Origin of the sequence: Streptomyces sp. NBC_00376, from assembly GCF_036077095.1 — a bacterium.
GTDB lineage: Bacteria > Actinomycetota > Actinomycetes > Streptomycetales > Streptomycetaceae > Streptomyces.
Genome location: NZ_CP107960.1, coordinates 5,308,686 through 5,329,283, shown reverse-complemented (window position 1 = coordinate 5,329,283; position 20,598 = coordinate 5,308,686). Strand labels below are relative to the sequence as shown.

Genomic DNA, 20,598 nt, shown 5'->3' with positions numbered 1-20,598 from the left:
TGCCTGCCCCTAGGGTTCGGGGCATGACGCCTGTGCCGCCTCCCTCCGTTGAACTCTCCGCCGACCAGGCGCGCCGGATCGCCCTGCGCGCCCAGGGTTTCCTCGGCGCACCGGACCGCAGGGCCGGAGTTCCGGGCGTGCTGCGCCATCTCGGCGCCGTACAGCTGGACACGATCTCGGTGCTCGCGCGGTCGCACGAGCTGATTCCGTACGCACGCCTCGGCGCGGTCGGCCGGCGCACCGTCGAGGAGGCGTACTGGTCGGGCGGCCGCACCTTCGAGTACTGGTCGCATGCGGCCTGCATCCTGCCGGTCGAGGAGTGGCCGCACTTCGCCTTCCGCCGCCGCGCCTACCGCTCCCGCCCGCACTGGCACCACGACCTGCCGGACGGCGCGTACGAGACGGTGATCAAGCAGCTGCGCGCCGAGGGCCCGCTGACGGCCACGGAGCTGGGCGGCGCGAAGAACGGCGGGGAGTGGTGGGACTGGTCGGCGTCGAAGGTCGCCGTCGAGCGCGCCCTGATGTACGGAGAGGTGGTGTGCACCGAGCGGCGCAGCTGGAAGCGGGTGTACGACCTCGCCGAGCGGGCCCTGCCCGACGACGTGCTGCACGACGATCTGGAAGACGCGGAGTGCCTGCGACGCCTGGTCGCCCTCGCGGGGCAGTCCCTGGGTGTGGGCACCCGCGCGGACATCGCGGACTACCACCGGCTGAAGGCCGAGCAGTTCGACGCGGTGGTGGCCGACTCCGGGCTGGTGCCGGTGACGGTGCAGGGCTGGGCCAAGCCGGCCTGGGCGGACCCCGCGGCACTGGCCTCTGAGCCGCGCGGGCGGCACCGTACGACGCTGCTGTCGCCGTTCGACTCGCTGGTCTGGGAGCGGGCCCGCACCGAGCGGATCTTCGGCTTCACCCACCGGCTGGAGGCCTACGTCCCCAAGCCCAAGCGGGTCCATGGATACTTCGCGATGCCGCTGCTGGCGGGCGGAAAGCTGCAGGGCCGCGTCGACCCGGCGCGCGAGGGCAGCACGCTGGTCGCCCGCCAGGTGTCGTTGGCGGGCAAGAAGGCCGTGGCGCCGATGGCCGAGGCACTGGTGGAGGCGGCGTCCTGGGTCGGCTGTACGGATGTCCGGCTGGAGCGGGTCGAGGCACCGGAACTGCGCGGACCGCTCGCTCAGGAAATCGCCCGCGCCCTGGCCTGAGCGCACATTCCCGTGCCCCCGGCCGGCCCTTTGCCGGGTGACCCGCGCCTTCCCGGCCGGGTCACCTGATCTCCAGGATCTTCTCCCGCATGGCATAGACCACGGCTTCCATCCTGGAGTGCAGCTGCAGCTTCTCCAGAATGTTGCGGACGTGGTTCTTCACGGTGTTCTCGGAAATGAACAGTTCCTTCGCGATATCGCGATTGTTCATGCCCGTTGCAACGAGTTTGAGGACTTCGAGTTCCCGGTCGGTGAGCCGGGGCGCCGGCACCAGTCGGCGCTCGTCGGTCCGCTGGATCATCGATTTGAACTCGGTGAGCAGTTTGGACGCCATGGAAGGGCTGATCTGCGACTGCCCGTCGGCGACCGCGCGAATGGCCGTGGCCACCTCGTCCGTGGAGATCTCCTTGAGGAGATAGCCGGTGGCACCGGCCTTGATCGCGTCGTAGAGGTCGGCCTCCTCGTCGCTGATCGTCAGCATGATGATCTTCGCGCTGGGGGCCACCTCCTTGATCGCCGTGCAGGCCTCGATGCCGCCGCGCTTGGGCATCCGGACGTCCATCAGCACGATGTCGGGCAGCAGATCGGCAGCCTTGTCGACCGCCTCCGACCCGTCACCCGCCTCGCCGACGACCTGGATGTCCTCCTCCTGGGCGAGGACGATCTCCAGGCCTCTGCGGAAGAGCGCGTGATCGTCCACCACGAGGACCCTGATCGGCTCCCTGCGGAAACCGCTGTCCGCAGCGGTACCGGCACCGCCGATGTCGTCGGCATCATTCGCATCGCGCACGGGCCCGAAGGCGTCCGCCATCGTTCCTCCCCCTGAAGGCCATGGCCTGAAGTTCACACGGTCCGCCAACGGCAGTTCACAGAGCACCGATTGGCCTGGGACGCCATGATTCCATGCCTGGACGTCAGAGCGGTGATCCTTGGCCGCACGCGGGTGCCCCTGGGGGCGCACAGGCGCTCCAGGGGCACCGCGGGAGCGTGGCGTCAGCCGCCGAGCGCACCGCCTGCGCCGCCCGCCTCATCGGCGGCCAGCGGGTCGGTCCTCAGGTGGATGACACCGTAGTCATAAGCATGCCGCCGGTAGACGACACTGGGTTCCTTCGTCTCGGAGTCGACGAACAGATAGAAGTCGTGCCCGACCAGCTCCATCTCGTAGAGCGCCTGGTCGAGCGACATCGGTGCAGCGACGTGCGTCTTCTCGCGCATCACCAGCGGGCCCTCGCCCTGAACCTCCAGCGAGCCGAACCTCGTGGTCGGTACGGAATCGGCCGACTCATCGGCGATCAGATCGCCCTCGCCGTTGAACGACGCCGCCCCCGGCACGGTCTCGCCGACCTCGGCAGCGGGAATCCGGCCATTGCCGCGGCGGCTGTAGCGCTTGTCGTGCTGCTTGCGCAGCCGCGCCTCCAGCTTGCCGGTGGCCAGGTCCAGCGCTGCGTACGGGTCGCCTGCGGCCGCTTCCGCCCGGATGACCGGACCACGCGAGCGGAGCGTGATCTCCACCCGGTCGGAACGGTCGGCCTGACGGGGATTCGGCTCCTTGGACACCTCGACGTCGAGGCTGATCACCTTGCCGTCGAACTTCTGGATCTTGTCCAGCTTCAGCTTCTCGGCCACGTGCTTGCGGAACCGCTCGGGCACCTCGGTCTTGCGGCCCTTGACGACGATGTCCACGCAGAACTCCGTTCCCGGATCGCTCCGCTCAGCGGCGGAGCATCTCCCTTTTGCACCAGGCCCCGGTGACAACCGGAGCCGCGGACTCGGTGACTTCCACCTCCTCCTCCCCCATCGGCGAGGTCTCCACCCCACCGAATTCCCAGCTTCTGGACTACTGGTACTTCGCCTGCCCGAAACCTGGCGGTGCATTCATCGAGGTCCGGCATTCACCATTCCTCACAACCGAACATAGCCTGCCCGGCCGGATGTCGGCACCCGCTACTCGCACGTACCTCCGTTCGGGACGTTTTTCTCACTCACTACCTGCAACGATGCAAGTTCATTGACAGTTCCGGTTTATTTCGAAGGCCGACGGAGATACTGCGACAACGGCCGCCTGCCCACTGCCGGGGACGCCACCGGCGTGCCCGCACGCCGCCACCGCTCTGGCCGCCTCGGCGAGCGAGGCACCCGTCGTCAGAAGGTCGTCCACCAGCACAACCCGTCCGGCCGCAAGCAGCTGCTCGCCCCCGGCCACGACCTCCAGCGCCCCCGCCAGATTCGCCAGCCGCTGACCGGCGCCCAGCCCCGCCTGGTCGGCCACCGCACGCCGCTGCCGCAACACCGCGACCACCCGGGCCGGGGTGCCGCCGCGTCTCAGTTCACCCGCCGCGGCCAGCGCGATCCGGCGCGTCGGATCGTGGCCGCGTGCCGCCACCGCACGCCGTGCCGACGGCACCGGCACGAGCAGCAGCGGGCCGCCGGCACCCGCATGCCCCGTCCCGGCCCGCACGGCACCCGCCAGCGCCTTGCCGAGCGCTCCGGCCAGCCCCATCTCGCCCCGTTCCTTATGGGCGAGCAGCGCCGCACGTACCGCGTTCTCGTACGCGGCGGCCGCATACACCACCGGCAGGCCAGGCGGCCGAGGAACGGGCCTCACCCGGCGCGGTGCCCCGCCGTGGAGCTCCGCCCGGCATTCCTCGCACAGCTGCACACGCGTCCTGCCACAACCGCCACACGACACCGGCAGCACCAGGCCGGAGATCTCCCGCCACCACCCCCGCATGACTCCACTGTGCGCTTCCCGGAGCGACCGGGCCACCCCTGTGGAAAACGCGGACCGGGCCCTGCGGCTCACACGCCGGGCCCGGTCTGCTGCTCCCGTCCGCGGAACGGCTCTCAGCCCGGGTAGACCAGTGACGAGCCTTCCTTGACCACCGTCTGCCAGTTGTCACCGGGCGACAGCTTCACGATCCCGTCGCTGGACGTCGCCGCCATCAGCGGAAGCTGCTCGTCGTCCGCCGCCGCGACCGACAGCACCTGGTTCACCCCGGGCAGCACGCCCGATGCGGATGTCGAGCCGTCCGCCTGCACGTAACGCACCTGCTGAACGCCGCCCTGCTCCTTGCCGACCACCACGAGGCGGCTGCGGCCCGACCACGACATCGCGGTCACGTCCGTCAGCTGCGGCGCGGCCTGGCGCAGCTCCACCACCGACACCTGCTGCGCCGATTCCCGCCCACGCCGTTCGATCCGGCCGATCTTCAGCGTGTTGCGGCCGTCCTGATTCACCAGCAGGGCGATCCGCACTCCGTCCGCGGACACGCGCAGCGCCTCGATCCGCCCGCCGTCCAGGTCGGGCACGGCGACTTCCTCCGGCGCTCCGGTACCCCCGACCAGCCTCAGCAGTCTGGGCCTGTCGCGATCCCGGTCGGCCACCCACAGGTCGCCCCGGCCGTCCCAGCTCGGCGCCGACAGACGGTTCTTCACCTCGTGGGACCTGCTGGTCACCGAGGCCACGGGAAGTTCACCGTCCGAGACGATGGACGACACGTACAAGGACGCCCCGTCATGCGAGACCGCCGCCGCCGACTGCTCGTCCCTGGCCACACCGACCGCGCCCATCCGCACCGGTCCGTCACCGAACGGACCGGCCACCGCCTCCGGAGCCCCACTGCCCTTGTTGCTGCCGGGAATTCGCTGCACATGCCCCTTGTCATCGACGAAGTACTGGCTGTCCGGCCCACTCGACGAACCATCAGGAGCGAACTCCTCCGCCTGGTCCGCTCCGAGCAGACACAGCGCGGAGCCGTCGGAACGCTGGAGTTCGACCTGCTCGACCCGGGCGGACGTCAGGTCCCTCAGGGTGTAGAGGATCTGCGAGGCCATCATGCGGCAGGAGCGCTGCCCGACGCCGTCCGCGTTCTTGTCGAGCGGGACCTTCAGTACGTTGCGGTCGTCGGGCGCCAGCGAAGTGACCCCCTTCTTCAGCGCCGTACCGGGCGGGAACCGCGATGCGACCACGGGCTGCAGCCAACTGGTCGGCCCCGCGAGGAGGCTGCGGACGGACTGCGTCACGGTGTCCATCCCCGTGACGGGGTCCGTCCGGCTGCGGAGATAGACGGGGTCGGCGACCAGCGTCGGCTGCCCGTCGGACCGCCCCGCCGCGAAGTAGTACTTGTTGACGGAGCGGTAGAGACGCCTGAAGTCGGACTGCCCGAGCAGCAGACCGTCCGGCACGTGGTCGATCCGCCACTCCCTGCCGCCCGGCCCGTTCTCCCTCACCAGGTGCAGGGTCTCGTTGTAGTCGGTGGGCGCGAGCGGCTGATAGGCGTTCTGCTCGTCGACCGTCGCCACCTTCTCACCGGTCAGCGTGTAGGTGACCTCGGTGACGTTGCGGTCGCTGTCACGGAAGGGGCGGTCGTTGCGGTTCGGTGCCTTGGTGAGCACGGTGGTGACCGCGTTCGGCTTCCACGTCCCGGCCGCCTTCTTCGTCAGGTACCGGCGGGTCGTCCTGAACTGCGGGTCATCACTGGTCATGGACTCCAGGAAGCCGTCGACCACCTCGTTGGGCGTGGCGTTGTCACGTGGCGCGACGGCGTACACCTGCACCTGCGAGTCGCCCGGCTGCGAGGCGTCGACAGCCTTGACGTCCCCGGTGACGGGCATCGAGCCGCACGCGGACAGCAGCACCACACCGCACCCGAGCAGCGCGAACAGCCCCAGCACGCGTCCTTGGCCGTCCTTGCGACGGTCAGTCCCCACGATTCGTGTCCCCCCGCTCCGGGTCCTGCATCGCAGTGTCGAATTCGCCGCCCGACTGGTCCTCGGCGTGGCGCGCGACCACCCGTGCGCCGCTCCCCGGAAGGGCCGCCGGATGCACCGAGGCCGGCGCCGTCCGGGAAACCACCGGGGTGCGGGACGGCACGGGCAGCGCGGATCTGTCGTTGCTGCCGGGCTGGGTCGGCACCGCCGTCAGCCGGTGCTCGCTCCCGGTCTTCGGCACGGCCTCGGCCCGCTCACGGTTCTCCCGGTTACGACGGGAGTCCTCGGGTTCCAGTGGTATCGGCGATCCGCGCAGCGGCTCGTCCGCCGTACGCGGCAGAGTCAGCCGGAACTGCGAACCGCCGCCGGGCTCGCCCCACGCCTGGAGCCAGCCGCCGTGCAGCCGGGCGTCCTCCACCGCGATGGAGAGCCCGAGCCCGGTACCGCCGGTCGTCCGCGCGCGGGCCGGGTCCGCCCGCCAGAAACGGTTGAACACCCGCGTCGCCTCGCCCGGCTTCAACCCCACCCCGTAGTCCCGGACGGCCACGGCGACCGCACCTCCGGCCACCCCCATCCGCACCACGACATCGCGGCCCTCGCCGTGTTCGACGGCGTTGACCACCAGGTTGCGCAGGACGCGCTCGACCCGTCGTGCGTCGGCCTCCGCGATCACCGGCTGCTCGTCGCCGACCACCCGGACCCGGGTGCCCTTCCGCTCGGCCAGCGGCTCGGCCCCGCCTATCACCCGTCGTACGACCTGCCGCAGATCTATCGGCTCCGCCTCCAGCGCCGCGGCCCCCGCGTCGAAGCGGCTGATCTCCAGCAGATCGGAGAGCAGCGACTCGAACCGGTCGAGCTGGTCCCCGAGCAGCTCCGCGGAGCGCGCCGTCACAGGATCGAAGTCGCTGCGGGCCTCGTGGATGACGTCGGCGGCCATCCGTACGGTCGTCAGGGGGGTCCTCAGCTCGTGGGAGACGTCGGAGACGAAGCGCCGCTGCATCCGGGAGAGTTCCTCCAGCTGCTGGATCTTCAGCTGCAGGTTCTGCGCCATCTTGTTGAAGGCCTCACCGAGCCGGGCGATGTCGTCCTCGCCGGTGACCTTCATCCGCTCCTGGAGCCGGCCGGCGGAGAGCCGCTCCGCGATACCGGCCGCCATGCGCACGGGCGTGACGACCTGCCTCACCACGAACCAGGCGATGGCCCCGAGCAGCACGACCACGAAGAGTCCCGCGGTCGCCAGCGTGGTCTTGATCAGGGTCAGCGACTTCTCCTCCTGCGTCAGCGGGAAGAGGTAGTAGAGCTGATACGGATTGTGGTCGTTGTCGTAGAGCCGCTTGCCCACGACAAGTCCGGGCTGCGGTTGCTGCCCGTTCGCGTACTGGATCTCGGAGTACGTCTGGAACGCCCCGGACCCCTTGTTCACCGCATCCCGCAGGCGCTGCGGAATACTCACCGCCTCCACGCTGCCCGAGCCGCGTGGGGCACGGGTTCCCTCGTCGGCGCTGAGCGCCACCACGTTGAAGGCGTTCTTGCCGCCGCTGGCGAGCTGGTCGACGAGCTCGGTCCGCCAGGAGTTGTTGGCAGTGGCACCGTCCGCCGCGTCACCGCCCTGCCCACCGGGGGTGAGCGGGGCGTTCGCCTTCTCCTGGGCCGCGGCGAAACCGCCGGCCGCCTGCGTCTGGGCGGCCTTTCCCTTGGCCTCGAGCAGGCCGTTGCGCACCTGACCGATCACGACCAGCCCGAGGAGCAGCACCACACCGAGCGACATGAGCAGCGTGCCCGCGACGACGCGCAGCTGGAGATTGCGCCGCCAGAGCCGTACGGCGGGCAGCAGCGGACGCCGCACCCAACGCATCAGCAATCGCGGCACAGGACCACCGGGCGCCCGGTCGTGGAACAACCGGCCGCCCTGCAGAAGGCGCCCGATCCGGAACGCCCTGTGTCCTGGACCGGCAGCCCGCTCCGCACGGGCTCCCGGCTCCCCGGGCTGCGGAGCAGCGCTACTCGGGGGCATCTCAGCTCGGTCCGGCCTTGTAACCGACTCCTCGGACGGTCACCACGATCTCCGGCCGCTCCGGGTCCTTCTCGACCTTGGAACGCAGTCGCTGGACATGCACATTCACCAGCCGGGTGTCAGCGGCGTGGCGGTATCCCCACACCTGCTCCAGCAGCACCTCACGGGTGAAGACCTGCCACGGCTTACGGGCGAGCGCGACCAGCAGGTCGAACTCCAGCGGCGTGAGGGCGATCGACTGCCCCTCCCGCTTCACCGAGTGACCGGCCACATCGATGACCAGGTCCCCGATGGCCAGCTGCTCCGGCGCCGGTTCCTCGGACCTCCGCAGACGTGCCCTGATCCGGGCAACCAACTCCTTAGGTTTGAACGGCTTGACGATGTAGTCGTCGGCCCCGGACTCCAGGCCCACCACCACGTCAACCGTGTCGCTCTTGGCAGTGAGCATGACGATCGGCACACCCGACTCGGCCCTGATCAGCCTGCAGACCTCGATGCCGTCCCTACCGGGCAGCATGAGATCGAGCAGGACCAGGTCCGGCTTGGCCTCACGAAATGCGGCAAGTGCCTTGTCGCCGTCCGCTACGAACGACGGCTCGAACCCTTCACCACGCAGCACAATCCCGAGCATCTCGGCCAGTGCGGTGTCGTCGTCGACGACAAGGACGCGTCCCTTCATAATCGACATCATCCCATTAGCTAATCGTTACCTGCGATGATCTGGCACACAGCTCTGCCAGTCCGGCCCTCGTGACCGGGGAAACCGCACCCTCCTCCGTGACGATCGCCGTGATCAGCTCCGGTGGCGTGACATCGAACGCGGGGTTGTACGCCCGGGTTCCAGCCGGTGCCACGAGCACTCCGCCGGCGGACTCGCCCACCACCCCGGCCCGCGGCGATGTGAACTCCGTCACCTCGGCCCCCGGCCGCTGCTCGACGACGATCGACGCTCCGTCCGCGGTGTCCAGATCCACGGTCGTGGTCGGTGCGACCACGATGAACGGTACGTGGTGGTACTTCGCGAGCACTGCCAGCGGATAGCTCCCCACCTTGTTCGCAACCGACCCGTCCGCGGCGATACGGTCCGCCCCGATGAGCACGGCATCCACCTCGCCCGCGGCGAACAGCGAACCTGCGGCGTTGTCCGTGAGCAGGCTGTACGGCATTGCGTTGCGCGCCGCCTCGTAGGCAGTCAGCCGAGCACCCTGCAGCAGCGGACGCGTCTCGTCCACCCACAGCTGCCGCAGCCGCCTCTCCCGGTGCGCGGCGAGCGCCACGGCAAAGGCGGTGCCCTCACCACCGGAGACGAGCGCCCCCGTATTGCAGTGCGTAAGCAGGCGGTGCCCATCACCACCGGGCAGCAGCTCGTCCAGCAGGGCGAGGCCGTACCGCGCCATGCGCCCGCTGGCCTCGGCGTCCTCACGGTGCAGCGCCCTGGCCTCGGCCAGCGCCACCGCCGCGGCCCGCTCCGGACCCGCCCCCCTCCCGACGGCCTCCCGATATGCCCGGTCGGCCCGCCGCACCCCGTACCCGAGGTTCACCGCGGTGGGCCGCGCCCGCGCCAGCAGCTCCGCCGCCCCCGCCACGTCATTTCCACGGGCGGCGGCGAGAGCCACCCCGTAGGCCCCCGCGATGCCGAGCAGCGGGGCGCCGCGCACCGCCAGCGTCCGGATCGCCCGCACCAGCGCGGGCACATCGGTGCACACCAGCTCGGCTTCCTCCGCCGGCAGTCGCGTCTGGTCGAGAAGCACCAGAGCGGGGCCTTCCGGCGGCTCGGCCCAGCGAAGTACGGGAAGCGCGGGAGGCTCGATGCCCACCGGCGATTGCGCGTCCTGATCAGCCATCCGCCCAGTCTGCCCGGTGAGTCGCCCGCAAATGAAGGCCGGAAGGAGATAGAGCGCCCGGCCCGGACCCGGGCAACGCGTGGCACGATGGCTGCCAACCTGCCGCCCCGATAAGCGGGCAGGACCGTGAAGGAGCGAGAATGAACGACACTCCGGGCTGGGCCTCGCCCGGATCTGCCCCCTCCGAGGGTCAGGGGGCCGGTGTCCCCCGGCCCTCCGAGCCCGTCGACGGCAGCGGCCCGGCAGGGAACTGGTCTCCCACGCAGCCGCCCGCAGGACAGTGGTCCCCACCGAGCACTCCCGGCTCCGGTCCTGGCGCACCGCCTCCCCCCGCGGGCTGGGGCGGCGGACCTCAGGGCCCCGGCTGGGGACAACCGCCCTTTGCGGCCAAGCCCGGCGTCATCCCTCTCCGGCCTCTCGGCGTCGGCGAGATCCTTGACGGCGCGGTCTCCACGATGCGCGCCCACTGGCGCACGGTCCTCGGCATCACACTCGCCGTGTCCGTGATTGCCCAGATCGCGACCATCCTCGTGGAACGGTTCCTGCTGCCGGAGCCTCCGCGGATCGACCCGAACGCCACCGGCTCGGAAGCTCTGCGGCAGGCCACCGAATCGGCTCAGTCGGCTCTGTTCAGCAGTCTGCCCTCCCTGCTCATCACCATGATCGCCACGCTGATCACGACATCTGTGCTGACCGTGGTGATCAGCCGCTCCGTGCTGGGCCGCTCCGTGACGCCTTCCGAAGCCTGGGCCGAGGCCCGGCCCCGGCTTCCTCATCTGCTGGGGCTGACCCTGCTGCTGGCCCTGATCAGCTCCGCCATCCTGACGGTGGGCCTGCTGCCGGGCATGCTCCTCGGTTCCGCCGCAGGTGCCGGGCTCGCCCTCCTCGGGTTCATGGTCGCGTTCATCGTCGTCATCTGGCTGATGGTCCGCTTCTGCCTTGCCTCGCCGGCCCTGATGCTGGAGCGGCAGTCGATCATCACCTCCATGCGCCGTTCCGCGAAGCTGGTCAGGGGCGCCTGGTGGCGGACCTTCGGCATCCTGGCGCTGACCGGGCTGCTGACGCTCATCGTGGCCGTGATGATCACCATCCCGTTCGGCTTCATCGCGATGGCCGTGGACGGCGACGGAATCGGCTCCGCCCTCACGGACGGCTCCACGGACTTCGGCTGGCCCTTCCTGATCGTCTCCGGCATCGGCGAGGTGATCATCGCGACGATCACGTACCCGCTGTCCGCCGGCGTGATGGCGTTGCTCTACATCGACCAGCGCATCCGCCGCGAAGCACTCGACCTCGAGCTCGCCCGCGCGGCGGGCCTGCCCGGATACGACAACAGGAGCTGATGCCGTGTCGGGGGCGGGGGGCACCACAGCAGTACGGCTACTGATCCGTGCGAGCGGCGACATACCCGTGGACACTCCACGTGGGCCCGCTCGCGAGGCAGCGAAGCACGAACTGTCCAAACCGATGTACCACGAGAACGATCCCAACCTCCTCCAGCGGGGCCTGGACCGGCTCTGGGACTGGATCGGCGATCTCCTGGACACGGCCTCCGGCGCCGCACCGGGCGGCCCGGCAGGTCTTGTCGTGCTCGTACTGATCGTCGTAGGCCTGGTTGCCGCACTCTGGTGGCGACTGGGCACTCCACGCCGCACCGTACGGTCCGCGGACGCCCTCTTCGACGACAGCCCCCGCAGCGCGGCCGAACACCGGAAGGCCGCCGAGGCCCACGCCGCCGCCCAACGCTGGAACGAGGCGGTCCAGGAACGGATGCGCGCCATCGTCCGCTCCCTGGAGGAGCGCGCCCTGCTCGACCCCCGCCCCGGGCGCACCGCCGACGAGGCCGCCGCCGAAGCGGGTCGGCCACTGCCCGCACACGCGACACGACTCCACGCTGCCGCCAGGGAATTCGACGATGTCACGTATGGCGGCCGTACCGCCGAACAGCAGGCATACCTGGTCCTGAGAACCCTGGACCTCGACCTCGAAACCGCCAAGCCTCTCCTGACAACCACGGCCCAGGGGGCGGCCGAATGACCGGGGCCACCGCCGCCTCCACCTCGGCGGCCCTCACCCCTCACCAGGTCTGGGTCCGCATTCGCGGTCTCCTCCTCGCCCTCCTCGTGCTCGTCGCCGCCGGAATCGCTCTGGCAACCGTCCGCTCCGGTGACCAGCACGGCCTCCTCGACCCACGCTCCGCCGACCGCTACGGCAGCCGGGCCGTCGCCGAACTCCTCAAGGAACGCGGCGTCTCCGTTCACGTGGTCACCACGTTCGACGAAGCCGCCGCCGAGGTCGGCCCCGACACCACGCTGCTCGTCGCTTCCCCCAATCTGCTGGCACCGCGCCGGCAAAGCGAACTCCGTGCCGCGACCGACGCCTCGGCCGGCCGCACCGTCCTGATCGCCGCGGGCCCGTCTTCCGTACGCACACTGGTCCCCGGCATCAGGGCGGAGTCCGCCGGACCGGTGACCCCTCGCTCCCCCGAATGTTCCCTGCCCGCCGCCCGGAGTGCCGGCGACGTCGAAACGGGGGGCTTCCGCTACGCCTCGGACGGACTCGACACCATCGGCTGCTTCCCGAGCGGCGGTCTCCCCACTGTGCTCCTGGTCGAACGAGGAGCGGGTGACACCGTGCTCCTCGGCTCCCCCGACCTCCTCCACAACCACAGACTCGCCAACCAGGGCAACGCGTCCCTGGCCCTGCAACTTCTCGGTTCCCGTCCACATCTGGTCTGGTACCTCCCCTCGCTCGCTGATACATCCGCTGCCGCCGAGAACGGGGGTTCCGGAGGCGACGGCGCCCCCGACGACCGCAGCTTCGCCGACCTGATCCCCCAGGGCTGGCTGTGGGGCACCTTGCAACTCGCTCTTGCCGCCGTGCTCGCTGCCATCTGGCGCGCCCGTCGGCTGGGCCCCCTGGTGACCGAGCGCCTGCCCGTGGCCATCCGCGCCTCCGAATCCACCGAGGGCCGGGCCCGCCTCTACCGCAAGGCGAACGCCCGCGACCGGGCCGCCGAGTCACTGCGTTCCGCCACCCGGACCCGCATCGCCCCACTCATCGGCGTCCCCCCACGCGACGCCCACTCCCCCTCAACACTCGCACCCGCCGTTTCCGCCCGCCTGGGCAGCACGGACGACAGCCTCCAGACATTGCTCTTCGGACCCGCCCCGTCCGACGATGCCGCTCTCGTCCGGCTGGCAGACCAACTCGACACCCTCGAAAGAGAGGTACGCACGTCATGAGCGCCCCGCCCCCAGTGCCCGCCGAGACCACCGAGTCCCTCGGGAACGGCGACACAGCCCGCGCATCTCTGGAAGCGCTGCGCTCGGAGATCGCCAAGGCCGTAGTCGGCCAGGACCCGGCCGTAACCGGCCTCGTCGTCGCTCTGCTCTGCCGAGGCCACGTTCTCCTCGAAGGCGTCCCCGGAGTGGCCAAGACCCAAGCGCGTCCAGTTCACCCCCGATCTGATGCCCAGCGACGTCACCGGCTCACTGGTCTACGACGCCCGCACAGCCGAGTTCTCCTTCCAGCCCGGTCCCGTCTTCACCAATCTGCTGCTCGCCGACGAGATCAATCGCACCCCGCCCAAGACACAGTCCTCCCTCCTCGAAGCCATGGAAGAGCGCCAGGTCACCGTCGACGGAACTCCTCGGCAGCTGCCCGACCCCTTCCTCGTAGCCGCCACGCAGAACCCCGTCGAGTACGAAGGCACCTATCCGCTGCCCGAGGCCCAACTGGACCGGTTCCTCCTCAAGCTGACGGTGCCCCTGCCCTCACGGGAGGAGGAGATCAACGTCCTCACCCGTCATTCCGACGGTTTCAACCCTCGTGACCTCAAGTCGGCCGGCATACGCCCCGTCGCCGGCCCGGAAGATCTGGAAGCCGCCCGAAACGCGGTCGCCCGGACCAAGGTCTCTCCCGAGATCGCCGGCTATGTCGTCGATATCTGTCGTGCCACCCGTGAATCCCCCTCGTTGTCCCTCGGAGTCTCTCCCCGAGGTGCCACCGCCCTGTTGTCGACCGCTCGCGCCTGGGCCTGGCTCACCGGCCGCGACTACGTCATTCCGGACGACGTGAAGGCCCTGGCCCTCCCCACACTTCGCCACCGCGTCCAACTGCGGCCCGAGGCGGAGATGGAGGGTGTCACCCCCGACTCCGTCATCACGGCCGTCCTCGCCCACGTCCCCGTACCCCGATGAGGCGGTGACCGTGGCCCTCACCGGACGTACCGCCCTGCTGGCCGCCCTGGGGTCACTCCCTGTAGGCATCCTGGCCCCGAGCTGGACCGGAATGCTGGCAGTCAACGCACCGCTCTCTTTGGCAATTCTCTGCGACTATGCCCTGGCTGCACCAGTGCGAACGCTCCAGTTCACCCGATCCGGTGACACAAGCGTTCGACTCAACGAGACCGCCGAAGTGCAACTCACCGTAACCAACTCTTCCCGTCGCAAGCTGCGGGCACACCTTCGCGACGCCTGGCCTCCCAGCAGCTGGCCCACCGGCACGGAACAGACTTCCTCACGGCACGCACTGACGGTCCCGGCGGGCGAACGCCGTCGGCTGACCACCTTCCTGCGTCCGACCCGGCGCGGTGACCGCCGGGCCGAGCGCATCACCGTCCGCTCGTTCGGACCGCTGGGGCTTGCCTCCCGGCAGGGGAATCACCAGGTCCCCTGGACAGTACGCGTCCTGCCCCCGTTCACCAGCAGGAAGCATCTGCCGTCCCGTCTCGCCAGACTCCGCGAACTCGACGGCCGCACCAGTGTTCTCACCCGTGGCGAAGGCACGGAATTCGACAGCTTGCGTCCATACGTGCCCGGCGACGACACCCGCTCCATCGACTGGCGGGCCACCGCACGTCAGTCCGCCGTCGCCGTGCGTACGTGGCGTCCCGAGCGGGACCGTCACATCCTCGTCGTCCTGGACACCGGCCGTACCTCGGCGGGGCGTGTCGGTGACGTGCCCCGTCTCGACGCGTCTCTGGACGCGGCCCTGCTTCTCACGGCACTTGCCTCTCGTGCGGGCGACCGTGTCGACCTGCTTGCCTACGACCGCCGCGTTCGCGCACAGGTCCAAGGCCGGTCCGCGGGAGAGGTCCTGTCAGCAATGGTCAACGCCCTGGCGCCCATCGAGCCGGCACTTGTGGAAACGGATGCCCGAGGTCTCGTCTCTGCCGTGCTCGCCGGAGCTCCTCGTCGCTCCTTGATCGTGCTTCTCACCGGTCTGGACGCAGCCCCCGTGGAGGAAGGTCTTCTTCCCGTACTCAGTCGTCTCACCCAGCGCCATACCGTGCTGGTGGGTTCTGTGGCGGATCCGTATGTCGAGCAGATGGCGGGTTCGCGAGGCACAGTGGACGCGATCTACGAAGCTGCGGCAGGTGTACAGGCCCAGACAAAGCGACTCCGCACCGCAGAACAGCTCCAGCGTCATGGCGCGGTGGTTGTCGATGCCACTCCGGACAATCTTGCCCCGGCCCTCGCCGATGCCTACCTCGCCCTGAAGGGCGCGGGGCGGCTCTAACTCATCTCATTACTGCCAACAAAACGAGCCGTGCATCGGGGAAGGGCTTCCCGGCCGGCCGTAGAACGCAGAAAAGCCCCGTGTCCACAAGGACACGGGGCTTTCCCGTAAAAGGAGTTCGGCGGCGTCCTACTCTCCCACAGGGTCCCCCCTGCAGTACCATCGGCGCTGAAAGGCTTAGCTTCCGGGTTCGGAATGTAACCGGGCGTTTCCCTAACGCAATGACCACCGAAACACTATGAAATAAACAACACCGGAACAACACGGCCGTTCGTTATTTCAGAACTAACACAGTGGACGCGAGCAACTGAGGACAAGCCCTCGGCCTATTAGTACCAGTCAGCTCCACCCGTTACCGGGCTTCCACATCTGGCCTATCAACCCAGTCGTCTACTGGGAGCCTTAACCAATCAAGTTGGTGGGAATACTCATCTCGAAGCAGGCTTCCCGCTTAGATGCTTTCAGCGGTTATCCTTTCCGAACGTAGCCAACCAGCCATGCCCTTGGCAGAACAACTGGCACACCAGAGGTTCGTCCGTCCCGGTCCTCTCGTACTAGGGACAGCCCTTCTCAATATTCCTACGCGCACAGCGGATAGGGACCGAACTGTCTCACGACGTTCTAAACCCAGCTCGCGTACCGCTTTAATGGGCGAACAGCCCAACCCTTGGGACCGACTCCAGCCCCAGGATGCGACGAGCCGACATCGAGGTGCCAAACCATCCCGTCGATATGGACTCTTGGGGAAGATCAGCCTGTTATCCCCGGGGTACCTTTTATCCGTTGAGCGACAGCGCTTCCACAAGCCACTGCCGGATCACTAGTCCCGACTTTCGTCCCTGCTCGACCCGTCGGTCTCACAGTCAAGCTCCCTTGTGCACTTACACTCAACACCTGATTGCCAACCAGGCTGAGGGAACCTTTGGGCGCCTCCGTTACTCTTTAGGAGGCAACCGCCCCAGTTAAACTACCCATCAGACACTGTCCCTGATCCGGATCACGGACCCAGGTTAGACATCCAGCACGACCAGAGTGGTATTTCAACGGCGACTCCACAACCACTGGCGTGGCTGCTTCAAAGTCTCCCACCTATCCTACACAAGCCGAACCGAACACCAATATCAAACTGTAGTAAAGGTCCCGGGGTCTTTCCGTCCTGCTGCGCGAAACGAGCATCTTTACTCGTAGTGCAATTTCACCGGGCCTATGGTTGAGACAGTCGAGAAGTCGTTACGCCATTCGTGCAGGTCGGAACTTACCCGACAAGGAATTTCGCTACCTTAGGATGGTTATAGTTACCACCGCCGTTTACTGGCGCTTAAGTTCTCAGCTTCGCCGACCCGAAAGTCAGCTAACCGGTCCCCTTAACGTTCCAGCACCGGGCAGGCGTCAGTCCGTATACATCGCCTTACGGCTTCGCACGGACCTGTGTTTTTAGTAAACAGTCGCTTCTCGCTGGTCTCTGCGGCCACCCCCAGCTCGGAGAGCAAGTCTCCTCACCAGTGATGGCCCCCTTCTCCCGAAGTTACGGGGGCATTTTGCCGAGTTCCTTAACCATAGTTCACCCGAACGCCTCGGTATTCTCTACCTGACCACCTGAGTCGGTTTAGGGTACGGGCCGCCATGAAACTCGCTAGAGGCTTTTCTCGACAGCATAGGATCATCCACTTCACCACAATCGGCTCGGCATCAGGTCTCAGACTTATATGCACGACGGATTTACCTACCGTGCGTCCTACACCCTTACCCCGGGACAACCACCGCCCGGGCTGGACTACCTTCCTGCGTCACCCCATCGCTTACCTACTACCACCTTGGTTCATCGGCTCCACCACTACCCTCAACTCCGAAGAGATCGGGCCGGCTTCACGGACTTAGCATTAATGGGCTCAGTATTGGGCGTTTCAAAGCGGGTACCGGAATATCAACCGGTTGTCCATCGACTACGCCTGTCGGCCTCGCCTTAGGTCCCGACTTACCCTGGGCAGATCAGCTTGACCCAGGAACCCTTAGTCAATCGGCGCACACGTTTCTCACGTGTGTATCGCTACTCATGCCTGCATTCTCACTCGTGAACCGTCCACAACTCGCTTCCGCGGCTGCTTCACCCGGCACACGACGCTCCCCTACCCATCCACACAGGCGTTGGCCCTTCATGTGTGAATGACACGACTTCGGCGGTACGCTTGAGCCCCGCTACATTGTCGGCGCGGAATCACTTGACCAGTGAGCTATTACGCACTCTTTCAAGGGTGGCTGCTTCTAAGCCAACCTCCTGGTTGTCTCTGCGACTCCACATCCTTTCCCACTTAGCGTACGCTTAGGGGCCTTAGTCGATGCTCTGGGCTGTTTCCCTCTCGACCATGGAGCTTATCCCCCACAGTCTCACTGCCGTGCTCTCACTTACCGGCATTCGGAGTTTGGCTAAGGTCAGTAACCCGGTAGGGCCCATCGCCTATCCAGTGCTCTACCTCCGGCAAGAAACACACGACGCTGCACCTAAATGCATTTCGGGGAGAACCAGCTATCACGGAGTTTGATTGGCCTTTCACCCCTAACCACAGGTCATCCCCCAGGTTTTCAACCCTGGTGGGTTCGGTCCTCCACGAAGTCTTACCTCCGCTTCAACCTGCCCATGGCTAGATCACTCCGCTTCGGGTCTTGAGCGTGCTACTGAAACGCCCTATTCGGACTCGCTTTCGCTACGGCTTCCCCACACGGGTTAACCTCGCAACACACCGCAAACTCGCAGGCTCATTCTTCAAAAGGCACGCAGTCACGACATGCAAGCAAGCTTGCATGCGACGCTCCCACGGCTTGTAGGCACACGGTTTCAGGTACTATTTCACTCCGCTCCCGCGGTACTTTTCACCATTCCCTCACGGTACTATCCGCTATCGGTCACCAGGGAATATTTAGGCTTAGCGGGTGGTCCCGCCAGATTCACACGGGATTTCTCGGGCCCCGTGCTACTTGGGTGTCTCTCAAACGAGCCGTCAATGTTTCAGCTACGGGGGTCTTACCCTCTACGCCGGACCTTTCGCATGTCCTTCGCCTACATCAACGGTTTCTGACTCGTCCCACGGCCGGCAGACCGTGGAAGAGAGATCCCACAACCCCGCATGCGCAACCCCTGCCGGGTATCACACGCATACGGTTTGGCCTCATCCGGTTTCGCTCGCCACTACTCCCGGAATCACGGTTGTTTTCTCTTCCTGAGGGTACTGAGATGTTTCACTTCCCCTCGTTCCCTCCACACTGCCTATGTGTTCAGCAGCGGGTGACAGCCCATGACGACTGCCGGGTTTCCCCATTCGGACACCCCCGGATCAAAGCTCGGTTGACAGCTCCCCGGGGCCTATCGTGGCCTCCCACGTCCTTCATCGGTTCCTGGTGCCAAGGCATCCACCGTGCGCCCTTAAAAACTTGGCCACAGATGCTCGCGTCCACTGTGCAGTTCTCAAACAACGACCAGCCACCCATCACCCCGCTCCGAAGAACAGGTTCACTGGGGCCGGCAACTGAAGGCGACCATCACGGCCGTACCCTCAGATACCCAACAACGTGCCCGACCCGACCTGCCGTCCCCCACGTTCCACGCCGAAGCAGTACTAGTGAAAAACAACCTGTCGTGCCGAATAGTCAACGTTCCACCCATGAGCAACCACCGTCGAACATTTGCCGACGTAGTGGCCTCTGACCAGGCAAGCCCGGTAAGAAATGCTCCTTAGAAAGGAGGTGATCCAGCCGCACCTTCCGGTACGGCTACCTTGTTACGACTTCGTCCCAATCGCCAGTCCCACCTTCGACAGCTCCCTCCCACAAGGGGTTGGGCCACCGGCTTCGGGTGTTACCGACTTTCGTGACGTGACGGGCGGTGTGTACAAGGCCCGGGAACGTATTCACCGCAGCAATGCTGATCTGCGATTACTAGCAACTCCGACTTCATGGGGTCGAGTTGCAGACCCCAATCCGAACTGAGACCGGCTTTTTGAGATTCGCTCCGCCTCGCGGCATCGCAGCTCATTGTACCGGCCATTGTAGCACGTGTGCAGCCCAAGACATAAGGGGCATGATGACTTGACGTCGTCCCCACCTTCCTCCGAGTTGACCCCGGCAGTCTCCTGTGAGTCCCCATCACCCCGAAGGGCATGCTGGCAACACAGAACAAGGGTTGCGCTCGTTGCGGGACTTAACCCAACATCTCACGACACGAGCTGACGACAGCCATGCACCACCTGTACACCGACCACAAGGGGGGCACCATCTCTGATGCTTTCCGGTGTATGTCAAGCCTTGGTAAGGTTCTTCGCGTTGCGTCGAATTAAGCCACATGCTCCGCTGCTTGTGCGGGCCCCCGTCAATTCCTTTGAGTTTTAGCCTTGCGGCCGTACTCCCCAGGCGGGGAACTTAATGCGTTAGCTGCGGCACCGACGACGTGGAATGTCGCCAACACCTAGTTCCCAACGTTTACGGCGTGGACTACCAGGGTATCTAATCCTGTTCGCTCCCCACGCTTTCGCTCCTCAGCGTCAGTAATGGCCCAGAGATCCGCCTTCGCCACCGGTGTTCCTCCTGATATCTGCGCATTTCACCGCTACACCAGGAATTCCGATCTCCCCTACCACACTCTAGCCTGCCCGTATCGACTGCAGACCCGGGGTTAAGCCCCGGGCTTTCACAACCGACGCAACAAGCCGCCTACGAGCTCTTTACGCCCAATAATTCCGGACAACGCTTGCGCCCTACGTATTACCGCGGCTGCTGGCACGTAGTTAGCCGGCGCTTCTTCTGCAGGTACCGTCACTCTCGCTTCTTCCCTGCTGAAAGAGGTTTACAACCCGAAGGCCGTCATCCCTCACGCGGCGTCGCTGCATCAGGCTTTCGCCCATTGTGCAATATTCCCCACTGCTGCCTCCCGTAGGAGTCTGGGCCGTGTCTCAGTCCCAGTGTGGCCGGTCGCCCTCTCAGGCCGGCTACCCGTCGTCGCCTTGGTAGGCCATCACCCCACCAACAAGCTGATAGGCCGCGGGCTCATCCTTCACCGCCGGAGCTTTCAACCCCGTCCCATGCGGGACAGAGTGTTATCCGGTATTAGACCCCGTTTCCAGGGCTTGTCCCAGAGTGAAGGGCAGATTGCCCACGTGTTACTCACCCGTTCGCCACTAATCCACCCCGAAGGGCTTCATCGTTCGACTTGCATGTGTTAAGCACGCCGCCAGCGTTCGTCCTGAGCCAGGATCAAACTCTCCGTGAATGTTTTCCCGTGATCGGGACAACACAACACGAGAGCGGAACGACCGGACGG

General features: G+C 66.6%; 12 protein-coding genes, 3 rRNA genes and 1 pseudogene. 6 read left to right on the top strand and 10 right to left on the bottom strand.

The window, feature by feature from the left end; genetic code table 11:
• Nucleotides 1–23 precede the first annotated feature (23 nt).
• On the top strand, nt 24–1,199 hold the full coding sequence (locus OG842_RS24090; protein WP_266732491.1) for a winged helix-turn-helix domain-containing protein: 1,176 nt from the start codon (nt 24–26) through the stop codon (nt 1,197–1,199).
• A 61-nt stretch (nt 1,200–1,260) separates the two neighbouring features.
• On the opposite strand, the gene OG842_RS24085 is transcribed toward OG842_RS24090, so the two are convergent.
• The 7 genes from OG842_RS24085 to mtnA all read right to left on the bottom strand — a co-directional run bounded on the left by OG842_RS24085 (nt 1,261) and on the right by mtnA (nt 9,767).
• Nucleotides 1,261–2,010 (bottom strand): response regulator, encoded by a 750-nt coding sequence (locus OG842_RS24085; RefSeq protein WP_266732489.1) that lies wholly within the window; start codon nt 2,008–2,010, stop codon nt 1,261–1,263.
• A 182-nt stretch (nt 2,011–2,192) separates the two neighbouring features.
• A complete protein-coding gene (hpf, locus tag OG842_RS24080) occupies nt 2,193–2,882 on the bottom strand; it encodes a ribosome hibernation-promoting factor, HPF/YfiA family (protein WP_266732488.1) in 690 nt (229 codons plus the stop codon).
• A 322-nt stretch (nt 2,883–3,204) separates the two neighbouring features.
• Entirely contained in the window at nt 3,205–3,930 is a 726-nt protein-coding gene (locus OG842_RS24075) for a ComF family protein (protein ID WP_266732486.1), read from the bottom strand.
• 113 nt (nt 3,931–4,043) lie between these two features.
• Nucleotides 4,044–5,909: an LpqB family beta-propeller domain-containing protein gene (locus OG842_RS24070; protein WP_266732484.1), complete on the bottom strand. Its 1,866-nt coding sequence runs from the start codon at nt 5,907–5,909 to the stop codon at nt 4,044–4,046.
• Entirely contained in the window at nt 5,899–7,923 is a 2,025-nt protein-coding gene (mtrB, locus tag OG842_RS24065) for an MtrAB system histidine kinase MtrB (RefSeq protein WP_266732481.1), read from the bottom strand. Before mtrB ends, OG842_RS24070 begins: the two co-directional genes overlap by 11 nt.
• A gap of 1 nt (nt 7,924) precedes the next feature.
• Nucleotides 7,925–8,614 (bottom strand): two-component system response regulator MtrA, encoded by a 690-nt coding sequence (gene mtrA / locus OG842_RS24060; RefSeq protein ID WP_187438793.1) that lies wholly within the window; start codon nt 8,612–8,614, stop codon nt 7,925–7,927.
• 4 nt (nt 8,615–8,618) lie between these two features.
• Nucleotides 8,619–9,767: an S-methyl-5-thioribose-1-phosphate isomerase gene (gene mtnA / locus OG842_RS24055; protein WP_266732479.1), complete on the bottom strand. Its 1,149-nt coding sequence runs from the start codon at nt 9,765–9,767 to the stop codon at nt 8,619–8,621.
• 140 nt (nt 9,768–9,907) lie between these two features.
• Here mtnA and OG842_RS24050 point away from each other — a divergent pair, with 140 nt between their 5' ends.
• From OG842_RS24050 to OG842_RS24030, 5 genes and pseudogenes are all read left to right on the top strand, one after another.
• Complete coding sequence (locus OG842_RS24050) at nt 9,908–11,110, top strand: hypothetical protein (RefSeq protein WP_266732477.1); 1,203 nt, start codon at nt 9,908–9,910, stop codon at nt 11,108–11,110.
• A gap of 4 nt (nt 11,111–11,114) precedes the next feature.
• Nucleotides 11,115–11,804 (top strand): DUF4129 domain-containing protein, encoded by a 690-nt coding sequence (locus tag OG842_RS24045; protein ID WP_266732476.1) that lies wholly within the window; start codon nt 11,115–11,117, stop codon nt 11,802–11,804.
• Nucleotides 11,801–13,012, top strand: a complete 1,212-nt coding sequence (locus tag OG842_RS24040) for a DUF4350 domain-containing protein (RefSeq protein ID WP_266732475.1) — start codon at nt 11,801–11,803, stop codon at nt 13,010–13,012. The genes OG842_RS24045 and OG842_RS24040 overlap by 4 nt, the downstream gene beginning before the upstream one ends.
• Nucleotides 13,009–13,969, top strand: a pseudogene (locus OG842_RS24035) (AAA family ATPase). The gene OG842_RS24040 and the pseudogene OG842_RS24035 overlap by 4 nt, the downstream one beginning before the upstream one ends.
• 10 nt (nt 13,970–13,979) lie before the next feature.
• Nucleotides 13,980–15,290, top strand: a complete 1,311-nt coding sequence (locus tag OG842_RS24030) for a DUF58 domain-containing protein (protein WP_266732473.1) — start codon at nt 13,980–13,982, stop codon at nt 15,288–15,290.
• A 116-nt stretch (nt 15,291–15,406) separates the two neighbouring features.
• On the opposite strand, the gene rrf is transcribed toward OG842_RS24030, so the two are convergent.
• The 3 genes from rrf to OG842_RS24015 form a co-directional block, all read right to left on the bottom strand.
• Nucleotides 15,407–15,523, bottom strand: a 5S ribosomal RNA gene (rrf, locus tag OG842_RS24025).
• A 76-nt stretch (nt 15,524–15,599) separates the two neighbouring features.
• A 23S ribosomal RNA gene (locus OG842_RS24020) occupies nt 15,600–18,722 on the bottom strand.
• 299 nt (nt 18,723–19,021) lie between these two features.
• Nucleotides 19,022–20,547: ribosomal RNA gene (locus tag OG842_RS24015) — 16S ribosomal RNA — on the bottom strand.
• The 16S, 23S and 5S rRNA genes sit together here, the layout of an rRNA operon.
• Nucleotides 20,548–20,598: the final 51 nt, after the last annotated feature.

Bases quoted from the DNA above. Each gene is read 5' to 3' on its own strand.
- OG842_RS24090 (WP_266732491.1), top strand. From the start codon at position 24: ATGACGCCTGTGCCGCCTCCCTCCGTTGAACTCTCCGCCGACCAGGCG.
- OG842_RS24085 (WP_266732489.1), bottom strand. From the start codon at position 2,010: ATGGCGGACGCCTTCGGGCCCGTGCGCGATGCGAATGATGCCGACGAC.
- OG842_RS24075 (WP_266732486.1), bottom strand. From the start codon at position 3,930: ATGCGGGGGTGGTGGCGGGAGATCTCCGGCCTGGTGCTGCCGGTGTCG.
- mtrB (WP_266732481.1), bottom strand. From the start codon at position 7,923: ATGCCCCCGAGTAGCGCTGCTCCGCAGCCCGGGGAGCCGGGAGCCCGT.
- mtrA (WP_187438793.1), bottom strand. From the start codon at position 8,614: ATGATGTCGATTATGAAGGGACGCGTCCTTGTCGTCGACGACGACACC.
- mtnA (WP_266732479.1), bottom strand. From the start codon at position 9,767: ATGGCTGATCAGGACGCGCAATCGCCGGTGGGCATCGAGCCTCCCGCG.
- OG842_RS24050 (WP_266732477.1), top strand. From the start codon at position 9,908: ATGAACGACACTCCGGGCTGGGCCTCGCCCGGATCTGCCCCCTCCGAG.
- OG842_RS24040 (WP_266732475.1), top strand. From the start codon at position 11,801: ATGACCGGGGCCACCGCCGCCTCCACCTCGGCGGCCCTCACCCCTCAC.